Raw genomic sequence first — 19195 nt, 5'->3', positions numbered from 1 at the left:
CCGGTCAGCTGATGAGCGCTATAACAGCCCGAAACCGGTCAGCGCGGCCTTCACCTGCTGCAACGTCGGCGGCTGGCCAGCCGTGCCGAGATTGACGACGTTCGGTGACCAGTAGCCGCCGGTGCGCCAGGCGGTCGCGAAATTGTACAACTCGACTGTGGGCCGCTTCAGCGCAGCGGCAATATGAACCAGACCGGTGTCGACCCCGACCGTAGCGGCGGCACCGTCGATCAGCCCGACCACCGCCGGCAGCGACAGGCGCGGCGGGACGATGGCCGCCGCGCCGAATTCCTTCGCGAGCCGCTCGCTGGTGAGGCGCTCGGCGTCGCTGCCCCACGGCAGCACGATCGAGGCGCCGCGCAGCACCAGCGATTGCCCCAGCTCGATCCACGCGGCGTCGGGCCACTGCTTGTCGGCGCGCGAGGTGGCATGCACGAACACCACATACGGCACCGGCAGGTTCAGATTCGCCTCGGACAAAGCCAGCGCCGCGCGACCGGTGTCGATGCCGAAATCGATGTCGTCGGTTGACTGGGGCTTTGGATCGTCCAGCGCGGCGGCGACCAGCTGGCGCGTGCGTTCCACGACGTGGGTACGCGGCTCGATCGGCACACGCTTGTCGTAGAAGAAGCGTACCGGCCACTCGTAGCCGGCGCCGTCCGTGCGGTTGCCGAGCCCCACCACCGGCCCGCGCGCCATGCTCGCCACCCACGCGGTCTTGATGAGCCCCTGGCAGTCGATCACCAGGTCGTACTTCTCGGCGGCGAGCGCGCGGCGAAACGCGCCGATTTCACGCCAGTTCTCGAGCGACAGCAGCCGTTTGCGCCAGCGCCGCAGCGACACGGGGATGGCCCGGTGCACGCCGCTCACGAGCTGCACCAGCCCGACGAAGCTCTCTTCGACAAGCCAGTCGATCTGTGCATGGGGGTGCCGGCGGCGAATATCCGCGATGACCGGCATGTTGTGAACGACGTCGCCCAATGACGACACCCTCACGATCAGGATCTTTTGCACGCTCAAAAGGGGAACGCCGGGAAGCCGGCCACAAGATGCGTTGAAAGGACCGCAATTTTAGCGCGTCGCGTGCAAAAGCCATGAAAAAACGCGGCGCGGCAACGGATTACCGCGCCGCGTGGGCGGCAAGCGAGTCTGGCGCGTGTGGGCGCGCCTCGTTTCGACCCTCGCCGGGTCAACCGGTCGACGCCCGGGTCAGATCAGTCCAACACAGAGCGCCGCCACGATCGACCCGATGACGAGCACCGCGCCCACCGTCTTGCGACGGTTCAGTTCGGTCCACAGCAACACGCCTGACAACGACAGCAGGATGAGACTGCCGGCGAGCGTATCGATCACCAGCACCCACCCCACGCTCATCCCGACGCCCTTGTGCAGGTTGGTGAGCGTCGCCAGAAACGAGTTCTCCGTGCGCTTCACGGTGACGAAGTCGTTGCCGACCCAGTACTCCGCCGAGGTGTTTTCCTGCGGCGAGGCGAAGCTGATTTGCCAATGTTCCGGCTGGAGCATGCTGCGCTCGCCCCACGCGACCCGATGCGCCGGCTCGTTTTGCGCGCGGCCCGGTTTGCCGGTCAGCTTCAGTTCCTGCTTGAGCCATTTGGCCAGCTCGCGCGGCGATTCGGGCGCCGGTTGCGGCAGCGGCACCTGCACGGTGGACACCACCGGTTCGCCCGTCGAGACCCGCAGCGGGCCGCCGCGATGATTCAGCAGGAAGCCGGTGGTGCCGAACAGCAGACCGAGCGCCGCGCCCCACAGGCCGATCCAGCCGTGCACCTTGCGCAGCCACTTGATGAACGTGAGGCGGCGGGCGCTTTTCGGTTGCCGCGGCAAGCTCGTCGCGGCGACGGTTTTGGGCTTCGAGTCGAGCTCGACGCCCTCGATAACAGGTGCAGTCACGTTTCACTCCAAAGACGCAACAAGTTGTGATAACAACCAACGAGACTACGGCGTGCCGCGTCGTCGGCCTGAGTTGAGTTCAGACGTTGAATGGCCGTGTCCATATCGAACAGCAGCGCACGTTGCGTATCGCTGCGTACGAGACTCTGGGCCCAGAAGAAGCTTGCCAGCCGCACTCCGCGCGTGACGGGTGCGACCTGATGCAGGCTGGTCGCCGGATAGACGATCATGTCGCCGGCCGCGAGCTTCACCTGCTGCACGCCATAGGTGTCCTCGATGATCAGTTCGCCGCCGTCGTACTCATGCGGCTCGCACAGGAACAACGTCATCGAGACGTCCGTGCGGACCTTGGTGCCGTTCGGCAACAGGCGCACCGCGCCGTCCACGTGACTGCCGAACTGCATGCCGCCTTCGTAACGGTTGAACAGCGGCGGATAGACCTGGTTGGGCAACACCGCGCTGATGAAGAGCGGATGACGCTCGAGCTCGGCGAGAATCACCTCGCCCAGTTCGCGCGCCAGCGGCGAAAACTGCTCGATCTGCTGGTTGCGTTTGACCGGCGCACCCTGATAACCGGCCGTAGCCCGACCATCGACCCAGGCGTCGCCCGCCGTGTCGAGCCGCTCGCGGACGAAGCGCACTTGCGCCTCGTTGAGCACATTCGGAATCTGCAGGAGCATCAGTCAATCCTTCGCGGAGTCGCCGCATTGTATGAGGAGCTTGCGTCAACACGGTGACCCCGAGCCTTCGTGCAAGCCTGAATCAGAACCGGTAGTCGAGCGTGGCCAGCAGCGTGCGGCCAATGCCTGGCACCGAACGGCCGCCGTCCGACGGAATCAGCGCGTCGTAGTAGCTCTTGTTGGTCAGGTTCAGCAGGTTTAGACGCACGTCGTACTGTTTCGCGTGATACGCCGCCGTCATATCCCAGCGCGTGTAGCCGCCCACCTGCACGTAGTTGGTGTTCGACGCGTAGCGCCCCGACATATAGCTCGGGCCGCCGCCGATTTCCCATGCCGGAGTCAGCGAGTACGTGGTCCAGAAGGTCAAGGTGTTACGCGGCGTATTGGCCGGAACATGGCCCTGGGTACCGTCCGCCGCCTGCAGGATGATGGCGTCCATGTACGTATAGCCGCCGAACACCTGCCACTTGTCGGTGATATGGCCCGTCACGCCCGCCTGGAAGCCGTCGACGCGGATATCCCCGTCGAGCTCATACTCGGTGGGCGAGACCTGGGTGCGCGCGTTGGTCATCTCTTCGCGGAAGAACGCGGACGTCACCGACAGGTTGCCGCCAAGCAGATCCCACTTGCCGCCTACTTCGTACGAGCGGGTGGATTCCGGCGCCAGATTCTGCGTCAGATTGGTGACCGTGAGCGCTTCGAGCGAAGGATCGAACGATGTCCCGTACGAGATGTAATAGGACTGCCAGTCGGTCGGCTGGTAGATCGCACCGGCCCGCACGCTGGTGAAGTAGTTGGTCTGGGTGGCGTACGACGGTGCGCTGATCGTATTGTGAATCTGCGCCTGGAAGCGATCCCAGCGCAAACCGCCAATCAGCTTCCAGTATCTGCCGATCGACACCGTATCGTTCACATAGCCGGCAATTTCATTGGAGCCGGAGTCGGCGTAGTTGCCGGTTGTCGTGGTCACGCCTGCCGGGCTGGACAGGTAGGCGGGGTTGAGCATCGTCAGGACCGGCAGGTTGCCACGCGTGTAGGCCTGATTCGAATAGCTGTCATGTCCCACTTCGACACCGGCGATCAGGTCATGCTTGATCAGTCCGGTGTTGAATTTGTATTCGAGCGTCGTGTCGTTGTAGATCGAGTGGTTCTGGATCACCCGGTCGTGGCTCTGCAGCTTGATGAACAGTTGCGACGGCGAGAGGTTCGTGTAGTTGCCGTTCGACAGCGCCGGGCTGGTTGCGAGCGGCCCCGTCAGCACCGCTTGCGGCGCGGTTTCGCGCGCATCGGTCATGGAATGGGAGATTTGCGTCTGGTTGCGCAGCGTGATGTCGTCCGAGAACTTGTGCTTGATACCCGCGTTGAACGTCTGCACGTCCTGGATGGTGCGGTCGCTGGTGAGGCCATAGAACGTGTTCTTCGGCACCGGCGACGGATGGCCGTTCAGCGCCTGCACGCCGTAGTCCGGCATGTCGTAGTTGTGCTGGATCAGCGCCGAGAGCGTGATCTCGGTTGGCGTGCCGATGCCGAAACGCGCTTCGGGCGCGATACCGTAATCCTTGTTCTTCTCGACGTCGCGCGTCGAGCCCAGACTCTGGCCGAACGCGTTGATGCGGATCGCGGAGGTGTCCGTCAACGGATGATTGAGGTCGACGGTCGTGCGGTAGCGGTCGTTGGTGCCGACCATCGCCGACACTTCGCCCGACTCCTGCAGATTGGCCTTCTTGCTGACCTGGTTGATGACGCCACCGGTCGAACCGCGCCCGAACAGCATCGACGAAGGGCCGTAAAGCACCTCGATCTCTTCGAGGTCGAACGTATCGCGGTAGTACTGGTTACGGTCGCGGAAACCGTCGAGATAGATGTCGTTCTGCGCCGTAAAGCCGCGCAGGTTGACGTTGTTGCCGATCTGGCCGCCTTCGGCCGCACCGATCGTCACGCCGGGCGCGTTGCGTATCGCGTCCTGAAATGAAGTCGCGCCCTGCGATTGCAGCACCGCCTTGTTGATGACCGTGACCGTTTGCGGAATGTCGCGTAAGGCCGTGGGCGTTTTCGCGCCTACCGTCGAGCGCTCCGCCTGAAAGTCCTGCTTCTCGGACTGGCCCGATACGGCGATGGCCGGCAGCGTGCCATTGCTGGAAGTCGCGCTGGAAGGGGTGCTGGAAGACGCATTGGCCGTCCCGCTCGAAGGGGCGGCCTGCGCGGTCTTTTCCGGGTAGGCCGGTGAGGCGTTCGACGCGGCGGTCGACCCGGCAGTCTGCGCCAACGCCGGCGCGGAAAAAGGAATAGCCAAAGCTAGCGCCAGCGCTGTTGCCAGCGGCGTTTTTTTCAACATGGGAATCTCGTCAGTGGTAGGTCCCTGTCAGAAGCGCATGCATCGAAGGCAGCGATCAGGTGACAAAGGAAGCGGCGGCTGGCTAGCCGCTCCTCCAGGTGACGGGAAGGAAACGGTGGGCTGGCGTTAGTAGTTAATGAGAATCACTATCATTTCATATGTTTCAAAACATTTCAATCGTAAGGATTCCATGCGACGCAATTAAATCGTTTCGAATTATTACTGAAAGTATTTTGTAATTTTTGCGACGGACCGGCTTATATAGGGAAACGCCGGCGTCGAGCCGGCGTTCCTTGTTTTGCGTTGGTCCGGTGAGGCGCGCGATACGTGCCTCGCCTAACGACAATCGCTCAGTACGGCAGTTTGGCGTCCGGCTTTTCGGCCAGGATCACGCGGCGGAAGTCTTCCTGAATGCGCGTGAGCGCGGCGTCGTTATCCGCCTCGAAGCGCATCACGACCACCGGCGTCGTGTTCGACGAACGGGCCAGTCCGAAGCCATCCGGATACTCGACACGCAAGCCGTCGATCTTCACTACGTCGTCGGCGCCGGTGAACTGCGCGCTCTTCTGCAGACGCGCGATTAGTTCGAAGTTTTCGCCTTCTTCGAGCTTCAACTGCAGTTCCGGCGTGGAATGCGAGTTGGGCAGCGAATTCAGCAACGCGCTCGGATCGGCCGCACGCGCGAGAATTTCCAGCAGACGCGCGCCCGTGTACAGACCGTCGTCGAAGCCGTACCAGCGGTCCTTGAAGAACACGTGGCCGCTCATCTCACCCGCCAGCGGCGCGCCCGTTTCACGCAGCTTGGCCTTCACCAGCGAGTGACCGGTCTTCCACATCAACGGCTCGCCGCCCTTGTCCTTCACCCACTTCGCCAGATTGCGCGTGCACTTGACGTCGTAAATGATCTGCGCGCCCTTGTTGCGCGAGAGCACTTCTTCGGCGAACAGCATCAGTTGACGGTCCGGATAGATGATCTGGCCGTCCTTCGTCACGACGCCGAGACGGTCGCCGTCGCCGTCGAATGCGAAGCCGATTTCCGCGTCGGTTTCCTTCAGCGCCTTGATCACGTCCTGGAGATTCTCCGGGTGCGCGGGGTCCGGATGGTGATTCGGGAAGTTGCCGTCGATCTCCGTGAACAGCTCGACGAGTTCGCAGCCGAGCTTCCTGAACAGCTTCGGCGCGAGGCCGCCCGCGACGCCATTGCCGGTGTCCACGACGATCTTCAGCGGCCGCGCGAGCTTGATGTCGCTGACGATGCGCTCGAGGTAGGCGTCGGCGATGTCGTAGTCCGTATAGCTGCCGCTGCCGCTGGCGAAGTTGTCGTCGACGATACGCTGATGCAGCGCCTGGATCTGCTCGCCGTAGATCGCGGCACCACGCAGCACCATCTTGAAGCCGTTATAGTCCGGCGGATTGTGGCTGCCGGTCACGACGATGCAGGAATCGACGCGGCGCTCGCCGCCTGCCAGTTGCAGCGGCACGCTCGCGGCGAAATAGCCGACCGGCGTCGGCACCATACCGACGTTGACCACATCGACACCCGCCGAACGCAGGCCATCAGACAATGCCGCGATCAGTTCCGGGCCAGACAGCCGGCCGTCACGGGCCACCACGACGGCATCGCCGCCTTGTGCACGCACTTCACTGCCGAAGGCGCGGCCGATCAGACGGGCGGTATCGGCATCGAGTGTCTTGCCGATCACGCCACGAATGTCATACGCCTTGAATATAGATCTGGAAATCATGGTTGGCTCACTTGCGTGCATTGAAAAAGTGACCGGCACCTCTTTAGGGTGTTCCGCGTCATGAGTGGTCATCGCGCTGCGCCCTTGCCGGAAGCACTCCGGTTCCAACTTATAATTGCGCTTTTCAGACACGCCTTGTCGCTCACTATTCTAATGCTTAGACGCCCTCCTTTCGTAAAGTTGCCGCTGCAGACGGCGAGGCGGGCAATGGCGCTGACGGCCGCGTCATGCGTGTCATGCGTGTCACCGAGGGCGATGCGGGCAGGCGCTGGATGCTGACGCTCAAACGTTTATCCGATCGCTTCGCCAGTCCCGACGTCACGCGGGCGTTTGCGAATATCGTCTGGCTCGGCCTGGAACGGGTGACGCAGATTGCCGTGGCGATCGTCATCAGCGGCATGCTGGCGCGCTACTTCGGCCCGGATGTCTTCGGCAAATGGCAGTACGCCAACACGCTGCTGCTGGTGCTCTCGCCCATCACCTGGGTATGCGGCGCCGAGATTCTCGTGCCGACCATCGTCAAGCGGCCGCCTGAGCAACTGGGCACCGTGCTCGGCAGCGCCTTTGCGTTGCGGCTGTCGGTTTCGGCCGGCGCGTTGATACTCAGCTGGATCGGCATTGCTGCCGGACTCACCGATCCACTCGTCGGCGCGATGCTCGCAGGTCTCGCCGTGACGATGCTGTTTCGCGAGCCGTTCGTGGGCGTCATCAATTCGTGGCTGCAAAGCATGACCTACAGCAAGCCGCAATTGCTCACCAGCATGAGCACCGCGATCGTGAAGGCCGGGCTCGTGTATCTGCTGGTGCGCACCGCCACCACACCCGCGCGCTTCGGCTGGCTGTGGGCGCTGGAGTCGGCGGCGATCGGTGCGGTGCTGCTCGTGTATTACATCCGGCGGCATGGCGGCCAGCTCGGCTGGCACCTCGACCGCGCGCTTTTCAGGCACTTCGCGACCGCCGGCACGGTGTTCTGGCTCGGCCTGATCTGCATGTATCTGTTTCTCAAGCTCGACCGGCTGATGCTGGAGCGCGCCATTTCGTTCGCGGACCTCGGCCGTTATTCGGCCGCCCAGCAACTCAACGAAAACTGGATCACGCTCGCACTGATGCTCGCGCAAACCATCGCACCGGCTTTCGTCTACCGCGTGCAGGAACCCGCCCATCTGCGCCGTAACATCTGGCGCCTGACCGCCATGACCGCGGCCTTGATGATCGGCGGCGCAGTGGTGCTCGATCTGCTGGCGGGTATCATCATCCGCCGCGTGTTCGGGCCGGCTTACGAAGGCGCCATCGATATTTTCCGCTGGGCCGTGTGGCTCTCCGTGCCGGCTGGCATCGAAGCGATCGGCAATCTGATTGTGCTGAAATACCAGGCGAAGTTCGTGTTGCTGTCCAAGTGGCTGCTGGCGCTCGCCGTGGCGTTCATCGTCAATCTGCTGGCGATTCCGCGCCTTGGCGCTTATGGTGCGCTGGTCGGCCTCGCGGTGGGCTATCTGGTCGCAGCGTCGGTCAACCTTTACTACATCCGCCTCAAGCTGCGCTCATGACGAATTCATCCGCCGCCGCGCAATCTTTTACCGGTTCGTCCGGTTCTTTCGGATCATTCGGCACGTCAGCCCCCGTCACGCTCGACGACGTTGCGGTGCTATTGCCCGCATACAACGGCCAGACAGACATCGAACGCACGCTCGCCTCGTTTAGCGAAGATGCGCCGGTGCATGTCCTGATCGTCGACGACGGCAGCACGCCGCCGATCGTCGCCCCTGCAGTGCCGAACCTGAAGATCGAAGTCCTGCGCATGCCGCAAAACGGTGGCATCGAAAAGGCGCTGCAGACGGGCATTGACGCCCTCGCCGAACGCGGCTTTCGCTATGCGGCCCGTATCGACGCAGGCGATCTGACCGTGCCGCACCGGCTCGCGAGGCAACGCGCTTTTCTGGAAGCCAACCCGCGCGTGGCCGGCCTCGGCATGTGGACCCAGGTGGTCACGCGCGACGGCCAGCCGCTTTTCATGCTGACGCCGCCTGCGGCACCGGAGGCGATCCGCCGTCTGCGTTTTTATCGCAGTTGCCTCGCGCACCCATCCATGACGCTGCGCATCGACGCGGTGCGCGAGGTGGGCAACTATCGCGCGGACTACCGCTCGGCCGAAGACCTGGATCTGTTCCTGCGTCTGATGGAACGCTATGACTGCGCCAACCTGCCCGAACTGGGCCTGTACTACGAGTTGAACGAAGGCGGCATCAGCGCGACCAGACGGCGCCGTCAGGTGGGCTCGACGCTACGGTTGCAACTGCATTACTTCAATGCGGGCAATCTGTACGACTGGCTGGGACTCGCGAAGAACCTGCTGCATTTCGTCACCCCCTATCGCACGCTACAGGCCGTCAAACGCCGGCTGTTCGCGCCGCGTGCCGGTCACTGAAACTGAAGCTCCTGTCAAACCACGATGAAGCCCAACGGTCACCACGGTTCCCGCGTTTCGAATGTTTCCGATGTTTCCCATGTTTCGCTGCGCATTACACTTGTCTGCAACACTGCCTGGGCAATCTATACCTACCGGCAAGGGCTGATTCGCGAACTCGTCTTGCGCGGCGTCGAGGTGACGGTGCTGGCGCCGCGCGACCGTACCTTCGAACTGCTGAGCGCGATGGGCTGCAACTGCATCGATCTGCCCGTGGCATCGAAAGGCACCGATCCGCGCCACGACCTGCGCACGCTGTGGGCGCTGTACCGCCACTATCGGGCTATCCGGCCGCACATCGTGTTTCACTACACGATCAAGCCGAACATTTACGGTTCGATTGCGGCTAAGCTAGCGGGCGTCGATTCGGTCGCGGTCACCACGGGGCTCGGCTACGTCTTCATCCAGCAGAGCCGCGCGGCCCAGGTGGCAAAAAAGCTGTACCGTTTCGCGTTCCGCTTCCCGCGCGAAGTGTGGTTTCTGAACCGCGACGATCAAGCTGCCTTCGTCGATCAGAAGCTGCTCGTGCATCCGGAACGCGCCCGCTTGCTGCACGGCGAAGGCGTGGACCTCGAGCAATTCGCTTTCACGCCATTGACGGACAAGCCGCATTTCGACTTCGTGCTGATTGGCCGGCTGCTGTGGGACAAGGGCGTGGCAGAGTACGTAGAGGCCGCGCGACGCTTGCGCGCACGCTACCCGCACGCGCGCTTTCGTCTGCTGGGGCCGGTGGGTGTGGATAATCCCAGTGCGATTTCACGTGCAGAAGTGGCCGCATGGGAGCAGGAAGGCGTGATCGAATACCTCGGCGAGGCGCACGATGTGCGGCCGTTTATCGCCGCGGCGGACTGCGTCGTCTTGCCCTCGTACCGCGAGGGGGTGCCGCGTACGCTGATGGAAGCCTCGGCGATGGGCCGGCCGATCGTCGCGACCGACGTGCCCGGTTGCCGGGAAGTGGTTGCAGAGGGCGTCAATGGTTTGCTGTGCGAAGTCCGCAATGCCGACAGTCTGGCAGAGCGGCTCGCGCAGATGCTCGACATGAGCGGCGAGGCACGCCGCGCCATGGGCGAACGCGGCCGGCAGAAAGTCGCAGCCGAATTCGACGAGCGCGTAGTGATAGAAAAATATAAGGACCTGGTTCGCAACTTGACGGGCGTTTCACTCTAACGGAGCACAGCATGGCCACGAAGGGCACGATTCTGGTAACGGGCGGCGCGGGTTTTATCGGCTCGCATACGTGCGTCGAACTGTTGAACGATGGCTACGACGTCGTCGTGATCGACAATCTCGTGAACAGCAATCGCGAATCGCTCGCGCGCGTCGAACGCATCACGGGCAAGTCCGTGACGTTCTACGAAGCCGATGCGCGCGACGAAGCAGTGCTGCACCGGATTTTCGATGCGCATCCAGTGACGGGCGGGATCCATTTTGCAGCGTTGAAGGCGGTGGGCGAATCGGTGGCGAAGCCGATCGAGTACTACAGCAACAACGTCGGCAGCCTGCTCGCGTTGCTCGCCGTGATGCGCGATCGCAACGTGAAGCAGTTCGTGTTCAGCTCGTCGGCCACCGTGTATGGCGTGCCGAAGAGCTCGCCGATCGACGAATCATTTCCGCTGTCGGCGACCAATCCGTACGGACAGTCGAAGCTGATCGCCGAACAGGTGCTGCGCGATCTCGAGCTGTCGGACCCGAGCTGGCGCATCGCCACGCTGCGCTATTTCAATCCGGTCGGCGCGCACGAAAGCGGGTTGATCGGTGAAGATCCGGGTGGCGTGCCGAACAACCTGATGCCGTATGTCGCGCAGGTGGCGGTGGGCAAGCTCGAGAAGCTGCGCGTGTTCGGTGGCGACTATGACACGCCGGATGGCACCGGCGTGCGCGATTACATTCATGTGGTCGATCTGGCGCGTGGGCACATCGCGGCACTCGATGCGCTCGTCAAACACGATGCGAGCTTTGTGGTGAACCTGGGGACAGGTCATGGGTATAGCGTGCTCGACGTGGTGCGCTCGTTCCAACGGGCGTCAGGCCGGCCAGTGCCGTATGAGATCGTGGCGCGGCGCCCCGGTGATGTGGCGTCGTGTTATGCCGACCCGGCTGCGGCGGCGAAGCTGCTCGGGTGGCAGGCACAGTTTGGCATCGAGCGCATGTGTGTGGACCACTGGCGGTGGCAGGAAAAGAATCCGCGGGGGTTTGCAGCGTAACGTCTGGATGTCACCACGCCGATGCGTCCCGGCAGGCCCCGGGATGCGTCGGCTCGCTGGCCCGGGGCAACAACTGGCGCTTTTGGGCGCTGCCCTGGGTTCCGACGCTGCCCTGGAAGCAGCAACTGAAAATAAATTCTCGACCACTTGCGCGCGGACAGTTCCATACGGTAGTATCACTGCGCTTACTCGCCGTTTTCGGCATGAACCACCCCCTGATCTTCAGGGTATTAACAGCAAGCGCTGTTCTGCCTTCGGCCATGTGCCTTGGGCATCGATCCAAAAGACAGGCAAGCCATTGCCTGTTGATTTCGAGTTGTTGTTCATGGGCCGCCGTCGGTGTGCCTCTCGAGGATCGATTGGTCTGCTTCGCGCCACGTCTGGCGCCAGCGTCCCCTCAGCTACCCGCGCATTCGATCAATCGTGCCGCTTCCTGGCACATCAATAGCCCACGCGCGCTGCATGCGCGCCGGCCTTCTACCTTGACACATGCGATCGGCGCCAGCCGCCGCATGTAAGGCAGAGCCACTTCCGGGTGCCACACTCCCAAGCAAGCAGACCACCCCTATCCAAAACATCGGATCTCCCAACTCAACGCCTTTTTTCTGGTGTGTCTTCTACCCCGCTTCCCCATGAACCAGCAACGCCTCCCAGGCACCACAGCTGGCCGTCCGCCCCTGCATGACCAGCGTGATTCAACACGGCTAAAAGGCCGTAGTCATATGGCGCGGCACGCCCGCGCCCCCTGGGGGTGCGCTCGCGCCTTCCGCCGGCACGCGACGCACATTTGCCACCGCCTGGCTTGCTGCTTTAAGAGGAGGATATACCTATGGCCATGCTTGCCGACGCCATCCACCAGATCTCCGAGGCGAATGCCATTTTGGGTGGTAGTGTCAAACATCAGAAAAACCGGCGTTATCTGGTTACGCCGTTTCTGCGCTTCCTGCGTGATCTATTGAAGGCTCTGACGCGTTCGTTGGCCGACATCAGGCCCTGGCATGTGAAGATGTATGCGGTCCATCGCATTGTTGCAGGTGCGACGCCTGAGCATATGACGAACGAATTCTCGGCCATCCGCGTCGTTTGCGGGGCACTGGGGAACAACATCAGCAGGAGCTGCAGCAACCAGCAGCTCGGCCTGCCTCTTCGCATTCGCAAGGGCGCCCGCCGCGCCCAGTCGCAGGAAGAAATCAAGGCGCTGCTTGAGCGTGCCGCCCGCATCGACCGCGGTCTTGTGCACCTGATTGCCCTCGCTCGCCTCCTGGGGCTGCGCAGGATGGAAGCCCTCATGTGCGCCCGGGATCTGCGCATGTGGCGCGATGCGCTGCTCAACGGCAAAACCACACTCCACGTGATGAGGGGGGCCAAGAACCTGCGCCCCCGGGAAGTGGAAGTGCTGGAGAGCCACCGTGCCGAGACCCTCGCGGCGATTGAAGCCGCTCTGCAGTATGCCGTCGCGCATAACTATGAACTCATTACGGGGCGCGGCAGGACGTTGGAGTCAGCGCTCAACCGACTTAAAAGTCTGCTGCAACGATTAGGGATGGTCGGAGAACTATCTTTCCATAGCCTCCGCTACACCTATGCGCTCGATCTGGCACATCAGCTTCTGGATAGCGGCATAGCTCCCTACGAGACACTGGTTCGCCTGAGCGGCTCCATGGGCCATGGTCCAAGTCGTGCGGCCATGATTTGTGCCTACTACTGTCAGCCGATCGCGGAGCGCTTCAAGGGCTGCATGAAGCTTCGTAAAAGCGAGGCGCATCGCCGCAGTCCGGCAACGAAAGTACCTCGCGCAAATGCACGGCGCGAGGCAAAGCTGAAGCACGCGCGCCTGAGTGGATTTCCCATCGGTCGGATGGATTTCCCAACGAACGCCTTACCTGTGGTGGATGCATCCGCTGTCCGCAGGCGTACCGGTGGAAGCCGGCGCCAGCCCGTGCTTTGAAAAGTTTGACGCATGGCTCACGATCTCACCAACTGCACACAGACGATCTGATGGATCTACATCCCGACCACCCATTCACATAGATAGGATACCGATATTTTTATGAAACAGTACGATAAACGAGTCTCCGTCGAACCGGCCAGCACGCCATTGCTCGTGCAAGGACTGACGTCGGGCGCCACGCCCGTCACGCCCTCCACGATCAACGCGATCCAGACGACGCCCGGGACACCGGTGATGTCCGGGACGCCCACATGCTCCGAGGCAGCGCTATCTGCTGGCACTGGTGCCGCAGACACCGGCTCCACATCGCTGCAACCGCAGATACATGTAGAGGTACAGACTGTCATCAACAGCACAGGCTGCAATGCACACGTGGGCGCACTCCTGCTTGATACCTGGGTTGCATACAGCACGTTCGCTGGAGAGCATGGCACGCTGCCCGCACGGCTTGGAGACATCGGTCCCGACGAGCTGACCCGGTTCGTCGTCCACGCCCGATCTGTCCAAAAGGATATCGATGCGCTCCTCACGATGCTGACCATGCTGGGCACCCTCCTGGTGTATGCCGGGCATAACCCGGGTGTGCTCGCTGTGTTGACAACTGCTGTCCGGAGAATGCGCATCCAGAATGCCCGCAACGGCAAACGCATGTATGAGCGCCGGCTCGTCGAGCCGGCTTCAGGACCGTATACCGATTCAGGAAACGAGGTCTGAAAACGTGCAGAAGGCTCGCCCGGTGGCAACGTGAAAGCGCAACTACGAGGGGCGCCCTTCCGCCCTCTTTCCGCCCGCTGGCAACCGCCCTTAAGCGACCGCGCGCTTCCGGGCAAACATTAACCCTCTCTTCAAATGCACTCACCGGGAGAACACGAATGAACACCGACTATGCCACCGCGACCGATACGACAATTTGCGCACTCGATCCGGTCAACACGCTGAAACTAGCCGCTAATCAATCTGGGATGATGCATTTCCCTCTTAAAGGCAGGACGGTGGTCGACCCTCTGCTCACACCGCATCTGTTGCGTGAACCTGGGGTGCAGGAGCATTGGATGCGCCAGTACGGCCTTGGCGTGAGCGCTCATTGTATTTTTGCCAAGGGTAGGTCCGAGTAGAGAGTTCGCGCCTCGGGTCGTACCGGATCATCGCCTGTGCGCAGCCGGTACCACCACAATCTTCTCGCGCCGCGCGACTCCAAAATTCCCCCCTGCTATACAAAATCGGTATTCACTCGCATGGCACCCACTTTCAAGTCCTTGATTTTTATAATATTTGGAAAACTCGTTGTCGCACGATGAGACAAAACTAAGCGGCGCGTTGCCCGGACCGGATGTGGCGACGCCCGAAAATGACGTCGCTCCGGCTCTAGCCTCTCCTAGTTAGACAGCGACCAATCGGCGAACACGGGGCGCGTGCCGCATTCGACGATGGGAGCACGAAAATATACTGGAAGCCATGCGGCGCTGGCTTGATCGACACCCGATGAAATGGCCATCCGCCGAAGTACCGTCGAGCATGTCTTCGGTACGCTCAAGCATTGGATCGTTCGTCTATCGACTCGCCACAGCGGGTCGCCTGCGCCATTGGATTGAGTGACATTGCCTGTTCGACGAGACTCGACAGACCGCTGATGTCCATCCGGAAGTCAACGCGTTCGCGGTGCACAAAGACCTTTTAGTCCTTCGTCGAACTGGAACATTCCGGTCTCCCGAGCATTTTGCACGATCGTCGGCTGCTCTCTGACGTTAGCTTCGCCAAGATCGAATTCGACACCGTTGGGTAACCGCACATGGAGCGCGAATGTTATCGACAACCTGGAGAGGCTGGTGTCGGCGGTAACAACGACGCAGGTGGCGCAGAAACGAGAGCGACAAACGCCGGTGCGGTACTCACATACATCGGGCTTGGGGCTGTCGCAGCGGAGATGTCGATCGAGACATCGTCGATTACCATCGGGTCCGGAACTCCCGGCGCGTGCAGAATCTGCCCTTGCTGATGGCGCGCGATCCATCGACGCAACTGGTTCCGATTGACGTCGTGATCCATTGCCGTTCGCGCAATCGACACGCCCGGCTTCAAGCACAGTGCGACTAACTCCGCCACCGCGTCTTAATAAACTCCCGTCGGCCATCCCGCTTTCGCCCGACCACCAGTCTGCTTCGAAGGTCTTGTTTCTCTGTCATTGAGGTCTGAGTGCATGTGTCCACGCGGACACTTAGCTTCCGACCTCCCGCTCGTCACTGGAAGGGTGTCGTTAATTGACGGCTTACCCAAAATTGGCGGATATGTTACCGGTACGTTGTGTTGCCTGATTGATTGGTATACCTTATTAAGTGACTGCCGCGACCCGGAAAGCAGACGTTCAGTTCGATCATTCTCCACCCGGACAGGGCAGGTTGCTACCTCAAAGCAGCGCTATCCCCCCGGGAAAGCTTTGGCGAAGAGATCCTATGCAGAAACGTGGTCGCGACTGTGCGTAGGTGCTTCGTGCGGATGTTTCAATCGAGGAAGACCTTGGTCCAGGCGCGTGTGGTCCGTCTTGCAGAAACGTTCCTGCGTGCGTACGATCATCGCCTGAGCGGCGAGGATCGACGCCGATAGAAGAGTGTCCACCCTGAGTTGCCTGCTAGCAATCGTCGGCTCCTGTGTAAGGTCGGCAACTTTCGACCTTACGACGCGGGCAGCCGGTTCCGGCTTTCGCAATGGGCGTTCGGGTGTCAACCTTGATGAAGTCGATCTGCGCGCAATGTACCCTTTGTACGCGAATACGAGGCTCTGCGCAGGAACCCGGATATGGACATCGCCCGCCAACGTTCCAGGGGACGGGTTTCAGGAATTTTCATGGCCCTTTGCCACGCAAATTCCATGCACATGGCCGCAAACTGAACCTTCGAGAGCATCGATTCGCGTGCAATCTCCGCGTGTCTTGCCACCCACAACGGGTCTGCAAGCGCCTCTTCGAAGGCATTTTCAAATTCGCTGTGACTTGCCTCTTGCATAGCCATAATTTGCAGCTCAGCGCCGTTTAAATTCACGAAGGCGCCTGCGGCCAACCCGAATTTGGGCATCCAGTGCGCCTGCACCCCCCGCTCATCCCAAAGACGCTGGGTGAGCAACGAGTCGACCACCGTCTCGTCGGCTTGCGGAAAGTAGGCAACTCCGAGATGCTGGGCCTGAAGCCGCAGCACGCCGACCTGATCGAGCCTGGTGATTTTCTGCCTGACGGGTGTGACAAAGTCGACTTTCAATTGAATTCTCCCCGGTGGATGCAAATAAATGAATGGCCAATGTTCGGCCGTAAGCACGCGGTTGTGACAACGCAGAAGATTGATTCCAGGTGCGTGGGCGGGCGATCCGGAGACTTGTGCCGAGCGTCATCAAGGATTGCCCGTCTTCCACCAGTGCACATGCTGTCTGGCACGGCACTGATTACTGTTAGGATCCGGTGGTCTGCTCGGACATAATCTCTTCCGTAGCTACGGGCGCTTGCGGAAGAAGCAACGCCCCCTCCGTCAGCACCGGGGGCTGCCGGTTGCGTTCAAACAGATCGGGTACGCGCAATGTATTGAGTGCCCGGGAAATCTCGGCTTTACAGCCAGACAGGGCCCTTTGCATCATCAGCTGCCGGGCCAGCTGGTTCAGCACGTCCTCAGGCTCACAATTCTTGTGTGCCTGGTCAAGCGCGGCTTTATAGTCCACTTCGCCGCGCAACACTGTGGCAACGGGCAACTGGAGCTCACGAATCCGGGTAAAAATGGACGAATGGTGCAGAACCGCCTCGAGGCTGATGCGGGGAAAATTGTCGCGGATAAAGGCCACCAGATGCCCATAAGCTTCGTCCACGGTCGCTGTGCGCGGTGCCTGAGTAAAAAGGACGCCAAGCTGACTCTGATTTACACCCATGCGGGATAGGCGCGGGAGCCTGTCGGCAACGCTCTGCTGCGATGACGCATTGGGAGTGGTGGTGCAAATTACGGATCCGAAGTCACTTACCGTACCCTGATGTTGCTCCAGGAATTCGAGTGTCGCGGGAACAGCATTTGCGGAGACGACGACGGTGCAGACACGGCGCGAAGCCGGCAACTGGTAGTAAAGCTGCTCAAGCTGGTTGGGGTGGAGGCGGACAACGTCGGATTCAGAAAGTCCCGGCGTTTTTCGTTGGGCGTCCACTCGCACGAGCATTCCGCCGAGGCGTGAGTGAACGAGTTCGCCGGATACAGTTTCCTGCATATCACTGCCGCTCAAAAGGATGAGGTGTGAGTTTTCCATCTGCTTTCTCCTGTTAGCCAGATATCGTGTGCGTTGCGGGAAGTACGGTGAACCAGACGTGTGTTTCGGGCTGGTCAAAGACTATCGGAATCGTTTGGATTGCGACAGACCCGGATGCCGCGGTGCGATGCGCCGTCGGGCATGGACGTCGTCACGGCAATCAGTCCGATAAAATTGGTGTTTACCCGTGCGATTCATAATGCTTCGTTATCCTGTGTATATAAAAATCTGATCAAGATGCAAGTCCATCCCCTGGAGAGGGCCGTAGCACGCGCAGATTCGTGCTGTTGACTGAAACCCTGGAGTCGAGTCTACCCTCCGGGAAAATGACGCGAATACGCAAAAGAACGCCACTTGCTTACGGGATCGATCGTTCTATAGCCGCGCCAATTGAACGCCTGCTCTGGACGAAGCTCAAAGTAGGCGCTCAGACCAACCTGGCAATCCTCAGCGAGAGAATTCACGTCCAAGTTCGGCCCGGAGGGCGATGACGTCGCATTCGTCCACGCGGAACACACTTCCGAGGATGGTCAGAGTCCAACGCCCTTTGTGTGGCCCCGACAGGATCTGGTCAAGTGAAGCACGATCACCTGAAACGCCACCCAGTACCGAATCGACAAGATCCTTTACTGCGCTGGGGACGACAAGGATCAGCGTTCTCGCTAGCAAAAATGCAATTGCTAGCGCGCCATTTGGCAGCCGGAAAACTCGCACCTGGTAGACCATCTGTATCTCCTTCAAATGAGTTGCCGACACACACAGGTTACAAGGGGCAGGGGCGCCGTTGGGCTCGAAAATCACGCGATTTTGGGGGGTCTTTTGAACCCAATTTTGGAAACGACGCTGGTAAGCTATGGAATCGAACCGCGCCCGGGGATGTCGCGGAGCACGTTTGCGACTCGCATCTTTTGCGGAATACCGTGGTCTATGAGGCGGTCGCTCGTGCCGTCATGGCATTCTCCTGCTGCGCTGCTGCGCTTCGCTGGGCGGTTCGCCAATGGGCGCCCGCACAAATGCCGCTGCCGTCGGCCGATTGGCCGTCGTAAAACCTGGTGATCGGGATGGATCATCCCAGTCCAGCTATCTGATGCGCCCGGCTGCCCACGCCCCAGCTCGCGCTAGCGGCAACGCTCTGGCAGAACGCGGGATTCCGACCTTGACAGCACGCAAGCCAGGGGGCGCCGATGGCCATCCCTCGATCACTGGCACTTTTTGTTCTGTCTGTCATGGCCGGTCGCAAAACGGATGCCGGCGACCATGACAGGCCACGCCATCGACAACAAGGCGCTGACGAAGTTGCTTGCTACGTCCGACTACGCATTGGCGAACCGGGGACGGTTCGGTGTGCGTTTGCTGGGACAGGTGTGGGGGAGCCAGAGGCCTTGGTACCCGGGTCCACGCTGGCACGCTCACGCAGGTGCGCGATGACGTTACAGTTCTGGATATCGCGGACGGTCGGATGACTGCGCGATGCCCGGCGCAAGCCGTGATGTAGCGGCGCCGTGACGGGCGCCCGGTCCGGCTTGTCTTCGCACCACCGGGAAACGCTGCACCGATCCGCGTACTGCAGCAGTTCATGATCCGAACTGTGCCGAGCATCGGCAGCAAATCCATGACGCGTGCGACGTGAAATTTC

At 61.1% G+C, this 19195-nt stretch carries 17 protein-coding genes; 7 read left to right on the top strand and 10 right to left on the bottom strand.

Annotated elements, in window-relative coordinates:
• Positions 1 to 18: 18 nt before the first annotated feature.
• From waaC to P3T43_RS21410, 5 genes are all read right to left on the bottom strand, one after another.
• Positions 19 to 1020: a lipopolysaccharide heptosyltransferase I gene (gene waaC, locus P3T43_RS21430; RefSeq protein ID WP_429283046.1), complete on the bottom strand. Its 1002-nt coding sequence runs from the start codon at positions 1018 to 1020 to the stop codon at positions 19 to 21.
• Positions 1021 to 1209: 189 nt separating this feature from the next.
• The gene (locus P3T43_RS21425; protein WP_429283147.1) at positions 1210 to 1845 is read right to left on the bottom strand and encodes a PepSY-associated TM helix domain-containing protein; all 636 of its coding nucleotides are present in this window, start codon (positions 1843 to 1845) and stop codon (positions 1210 to 1212) included.
• A gap of 62 nt (positions 1846 to 1907) precedes the next feature.
• Positions 1908 to 2591, bottom strand: coding sequence for a Fe2+-dependent dioxygenase (locus P3T43_RS21420; RefSeq protein ID WP_429283045.1), 684 nt, complete (start codon positions 2589 to 2591; stop codon positions 1908 to 1910).
• An 82-nt stretch (positions 2592 to 2673) separates the two neighbouring features.
• Complete coding sequence (locus tag P3T43_RS21415) at positions 2674 to 4926, bottom strand: TonB-dependent receptor (protein WP_429283044.1); 2253 nt, start codon at positions 4924 to 4926, stop codon at positions 2674 to 2676.
• Between the two features lie 350 nt (positions 4927 to 5276).
• Complete coding sequence (locus P3T43_RS21410; RefSeq protein WP_429283043.1) at positions 5277 to 6671, bottom strand: phosphomannomutase/phosphoglucomutase; 1395 nt, start codon at positions 6669 to 6671, stop codon at positions 5277 to 5279.
• Between the two features lie 272 nt (positions 6672 to 6943).
• On the opposite strand from P3T43_RS21410, the gene P3T43_RS21405 reads away from it, so the two are divergent.
• The 7 genes from P3T43_RS21405 (at position 6944) to P3T43_RS21375 (ending at position 14405) form a co-directional block, all read left to right on the top strand.
• Complete coding sequence (locus tag P3T43_RS21405; protein ID WP_429283146.1) at positions 6944 to 8218, top strand: oligosaccharide flippase family protein; 1275 nt, start codon at positions 6944 to 6946, stop codon at positions 8216 to 8218.
• The gene (locus P3T43_RS21400; RefSeq protein WP_429283042.1) at positions 8215 to 9096 is read left to right on the top strand and encodes a glycosyltransferase; all 882 of its coding nucleotides are present in this window, start codon (positions 8215 to 8217) and stop codon (positions 9094 to 9096) included. The genes P3T43_RS21405 and P3T43_RS21400 overlap by 4 nt, the downstream gene beginning before the upstream one ends.
• Before the next feature lie 24 nt (positions 9097 to 9120).
• A complete protein-coding gene (locus P3T43_RS21395; RefSeq protein WP_429283041.1) occupies positions 9121 to 10302 on the top strand; it encodes a glycosyltransferase family 4 protein in 1182 nt (393 codons plus the stop codon).
• A gap of 11 nt (positions 10303 to 10313) precedes the next feature.
• On the top strand, positions 10314 to 11339 hold the full coding sequence (galE, locus tag P3T43_RS21390) for a UDP-glucose 4-epimerase GalE (protein WP_429283040.1): 1026 nt from the start codon (positions 10314 to 10316) through the stop codon (positions 11337 to 11339).
• Between the two features lie 829 nt (positions 11340 to 12168).
• Positions 12169 to 13287: an integrase domain-containing protein gene (locus tag P3T43_RS21385; protein WP_429283039.1), complete on the top strand. Its 1119-nt coding sequence runs from the start codon at positions 12169 to 12171 to the stop codon at positions 13285 to 13287.
• A gap of 102 nt (positions 13288 to 13389) precedes the next feature.
• Positions 13390 to 14004 carry a hypothetical protein gene (locus tag P3T43_RS21380; RefSeq protein WP_429283038.1) on the top strand — a complete coding sequence of 205 codons (615 nt, stop codon included), beginning with the start codon at positions 13390 to 13392 and terminating at the stop codon, positions 14002 to 14004.
• A 158-nt stretch (positions 14005 to 14162) separates the two neighbouring features.
• Positions 14163 to 14405, top strand: coding sequence for a hypothetical protein (locus P3T43_RS21375; protein ID WP_429283037.1), 243 nt, complete (start codon positions 14163 to 14165; stop codon positions 14403 to 14405).
• A gap of 415 nt (positions 14406 to 14820) precedes the next feature.
• Here the strand turns inward: P3T43_RS21375 and P3T43_RS21370 are convergent, their stop codons facing one another.
• The 5 genes from P3T43_RS21370 to P3T43_RS21350 form a co-directional block, all read right to left on the bottom strand.
• Complete coding sequence (locus tag P3T43_RS21370; RefSeq protein ID WP_429283036.1) at positions 14821 to 14955, bottom strand: hypothetical protein; 135 nt, start codon at positions 14953 to 14955, stop codon at positions 14821 to 14823.
• A 138-nt stretch (positions 14956 to 15093) separates the two neighbouring features.
• Complete coding sequence (locus P3T43_RS21365) at positions 15094 to 15336, bottom strand: hypothetical protein (protein WP_429283035.1); 243 nt, start codon at positions 15334 to 15336, stop codon at positions 15094 to 15096.
• A 671-nt stretch (positions 15337 to 16007) separates the two neighbouring features.
• The gene (locus P3T43_RS21360; RefSeq protein ID WP_429283034.1) at positions 16008 to 16538 is read right to left on the bottom strand and encodes a hypothetical protein; all 531 of its coding nucleotides are present in this window, start codon (positions 16536 to 16538) and stop codon (positions 16008 to 16010) included.
• Positions 16539 to 16725: 187 nt separating this feature from the next.
• Positions 16726 to 17559 (bottom strand): hypothetical protein, encoded by an 834-nt coding sequence (locus P3T43_RS21355; protein WP_429283033.1) that lies wholly within the window; start codon positions 17557 to 17559, stop codon positions 16726 to 16728.
• Between the two features lie 447 nt (positions 17560 to 18006).
• A complete protein-coding gene (locus P3T43_RS21350) occupies positions 18007 to 18285 on the bottom strand; it encodes a hypothetical protein (RefSeq protein WP_429283032.1) in 279 nt (92 codons plus the stop codon).
• Between the last annotated feature and the right edge of the window lie 910 nt (positions 18286 to 19195).

This window comes from Paraburkholderia sp. GAS41, from assembly GCF_050436545.1.
In the GTDB taxonomy this organism is placed as follows: domain Bacteria; phylum Pseudomonadota; class Gammaproteobacteria; order Burkholderiales; family Burkholderiaceae; genus Paraburkholderia.
Note: the sequence above shows the minus strand (reverse complement) of the source record. Positions and strands in the feature narration are given on the sequence as shown.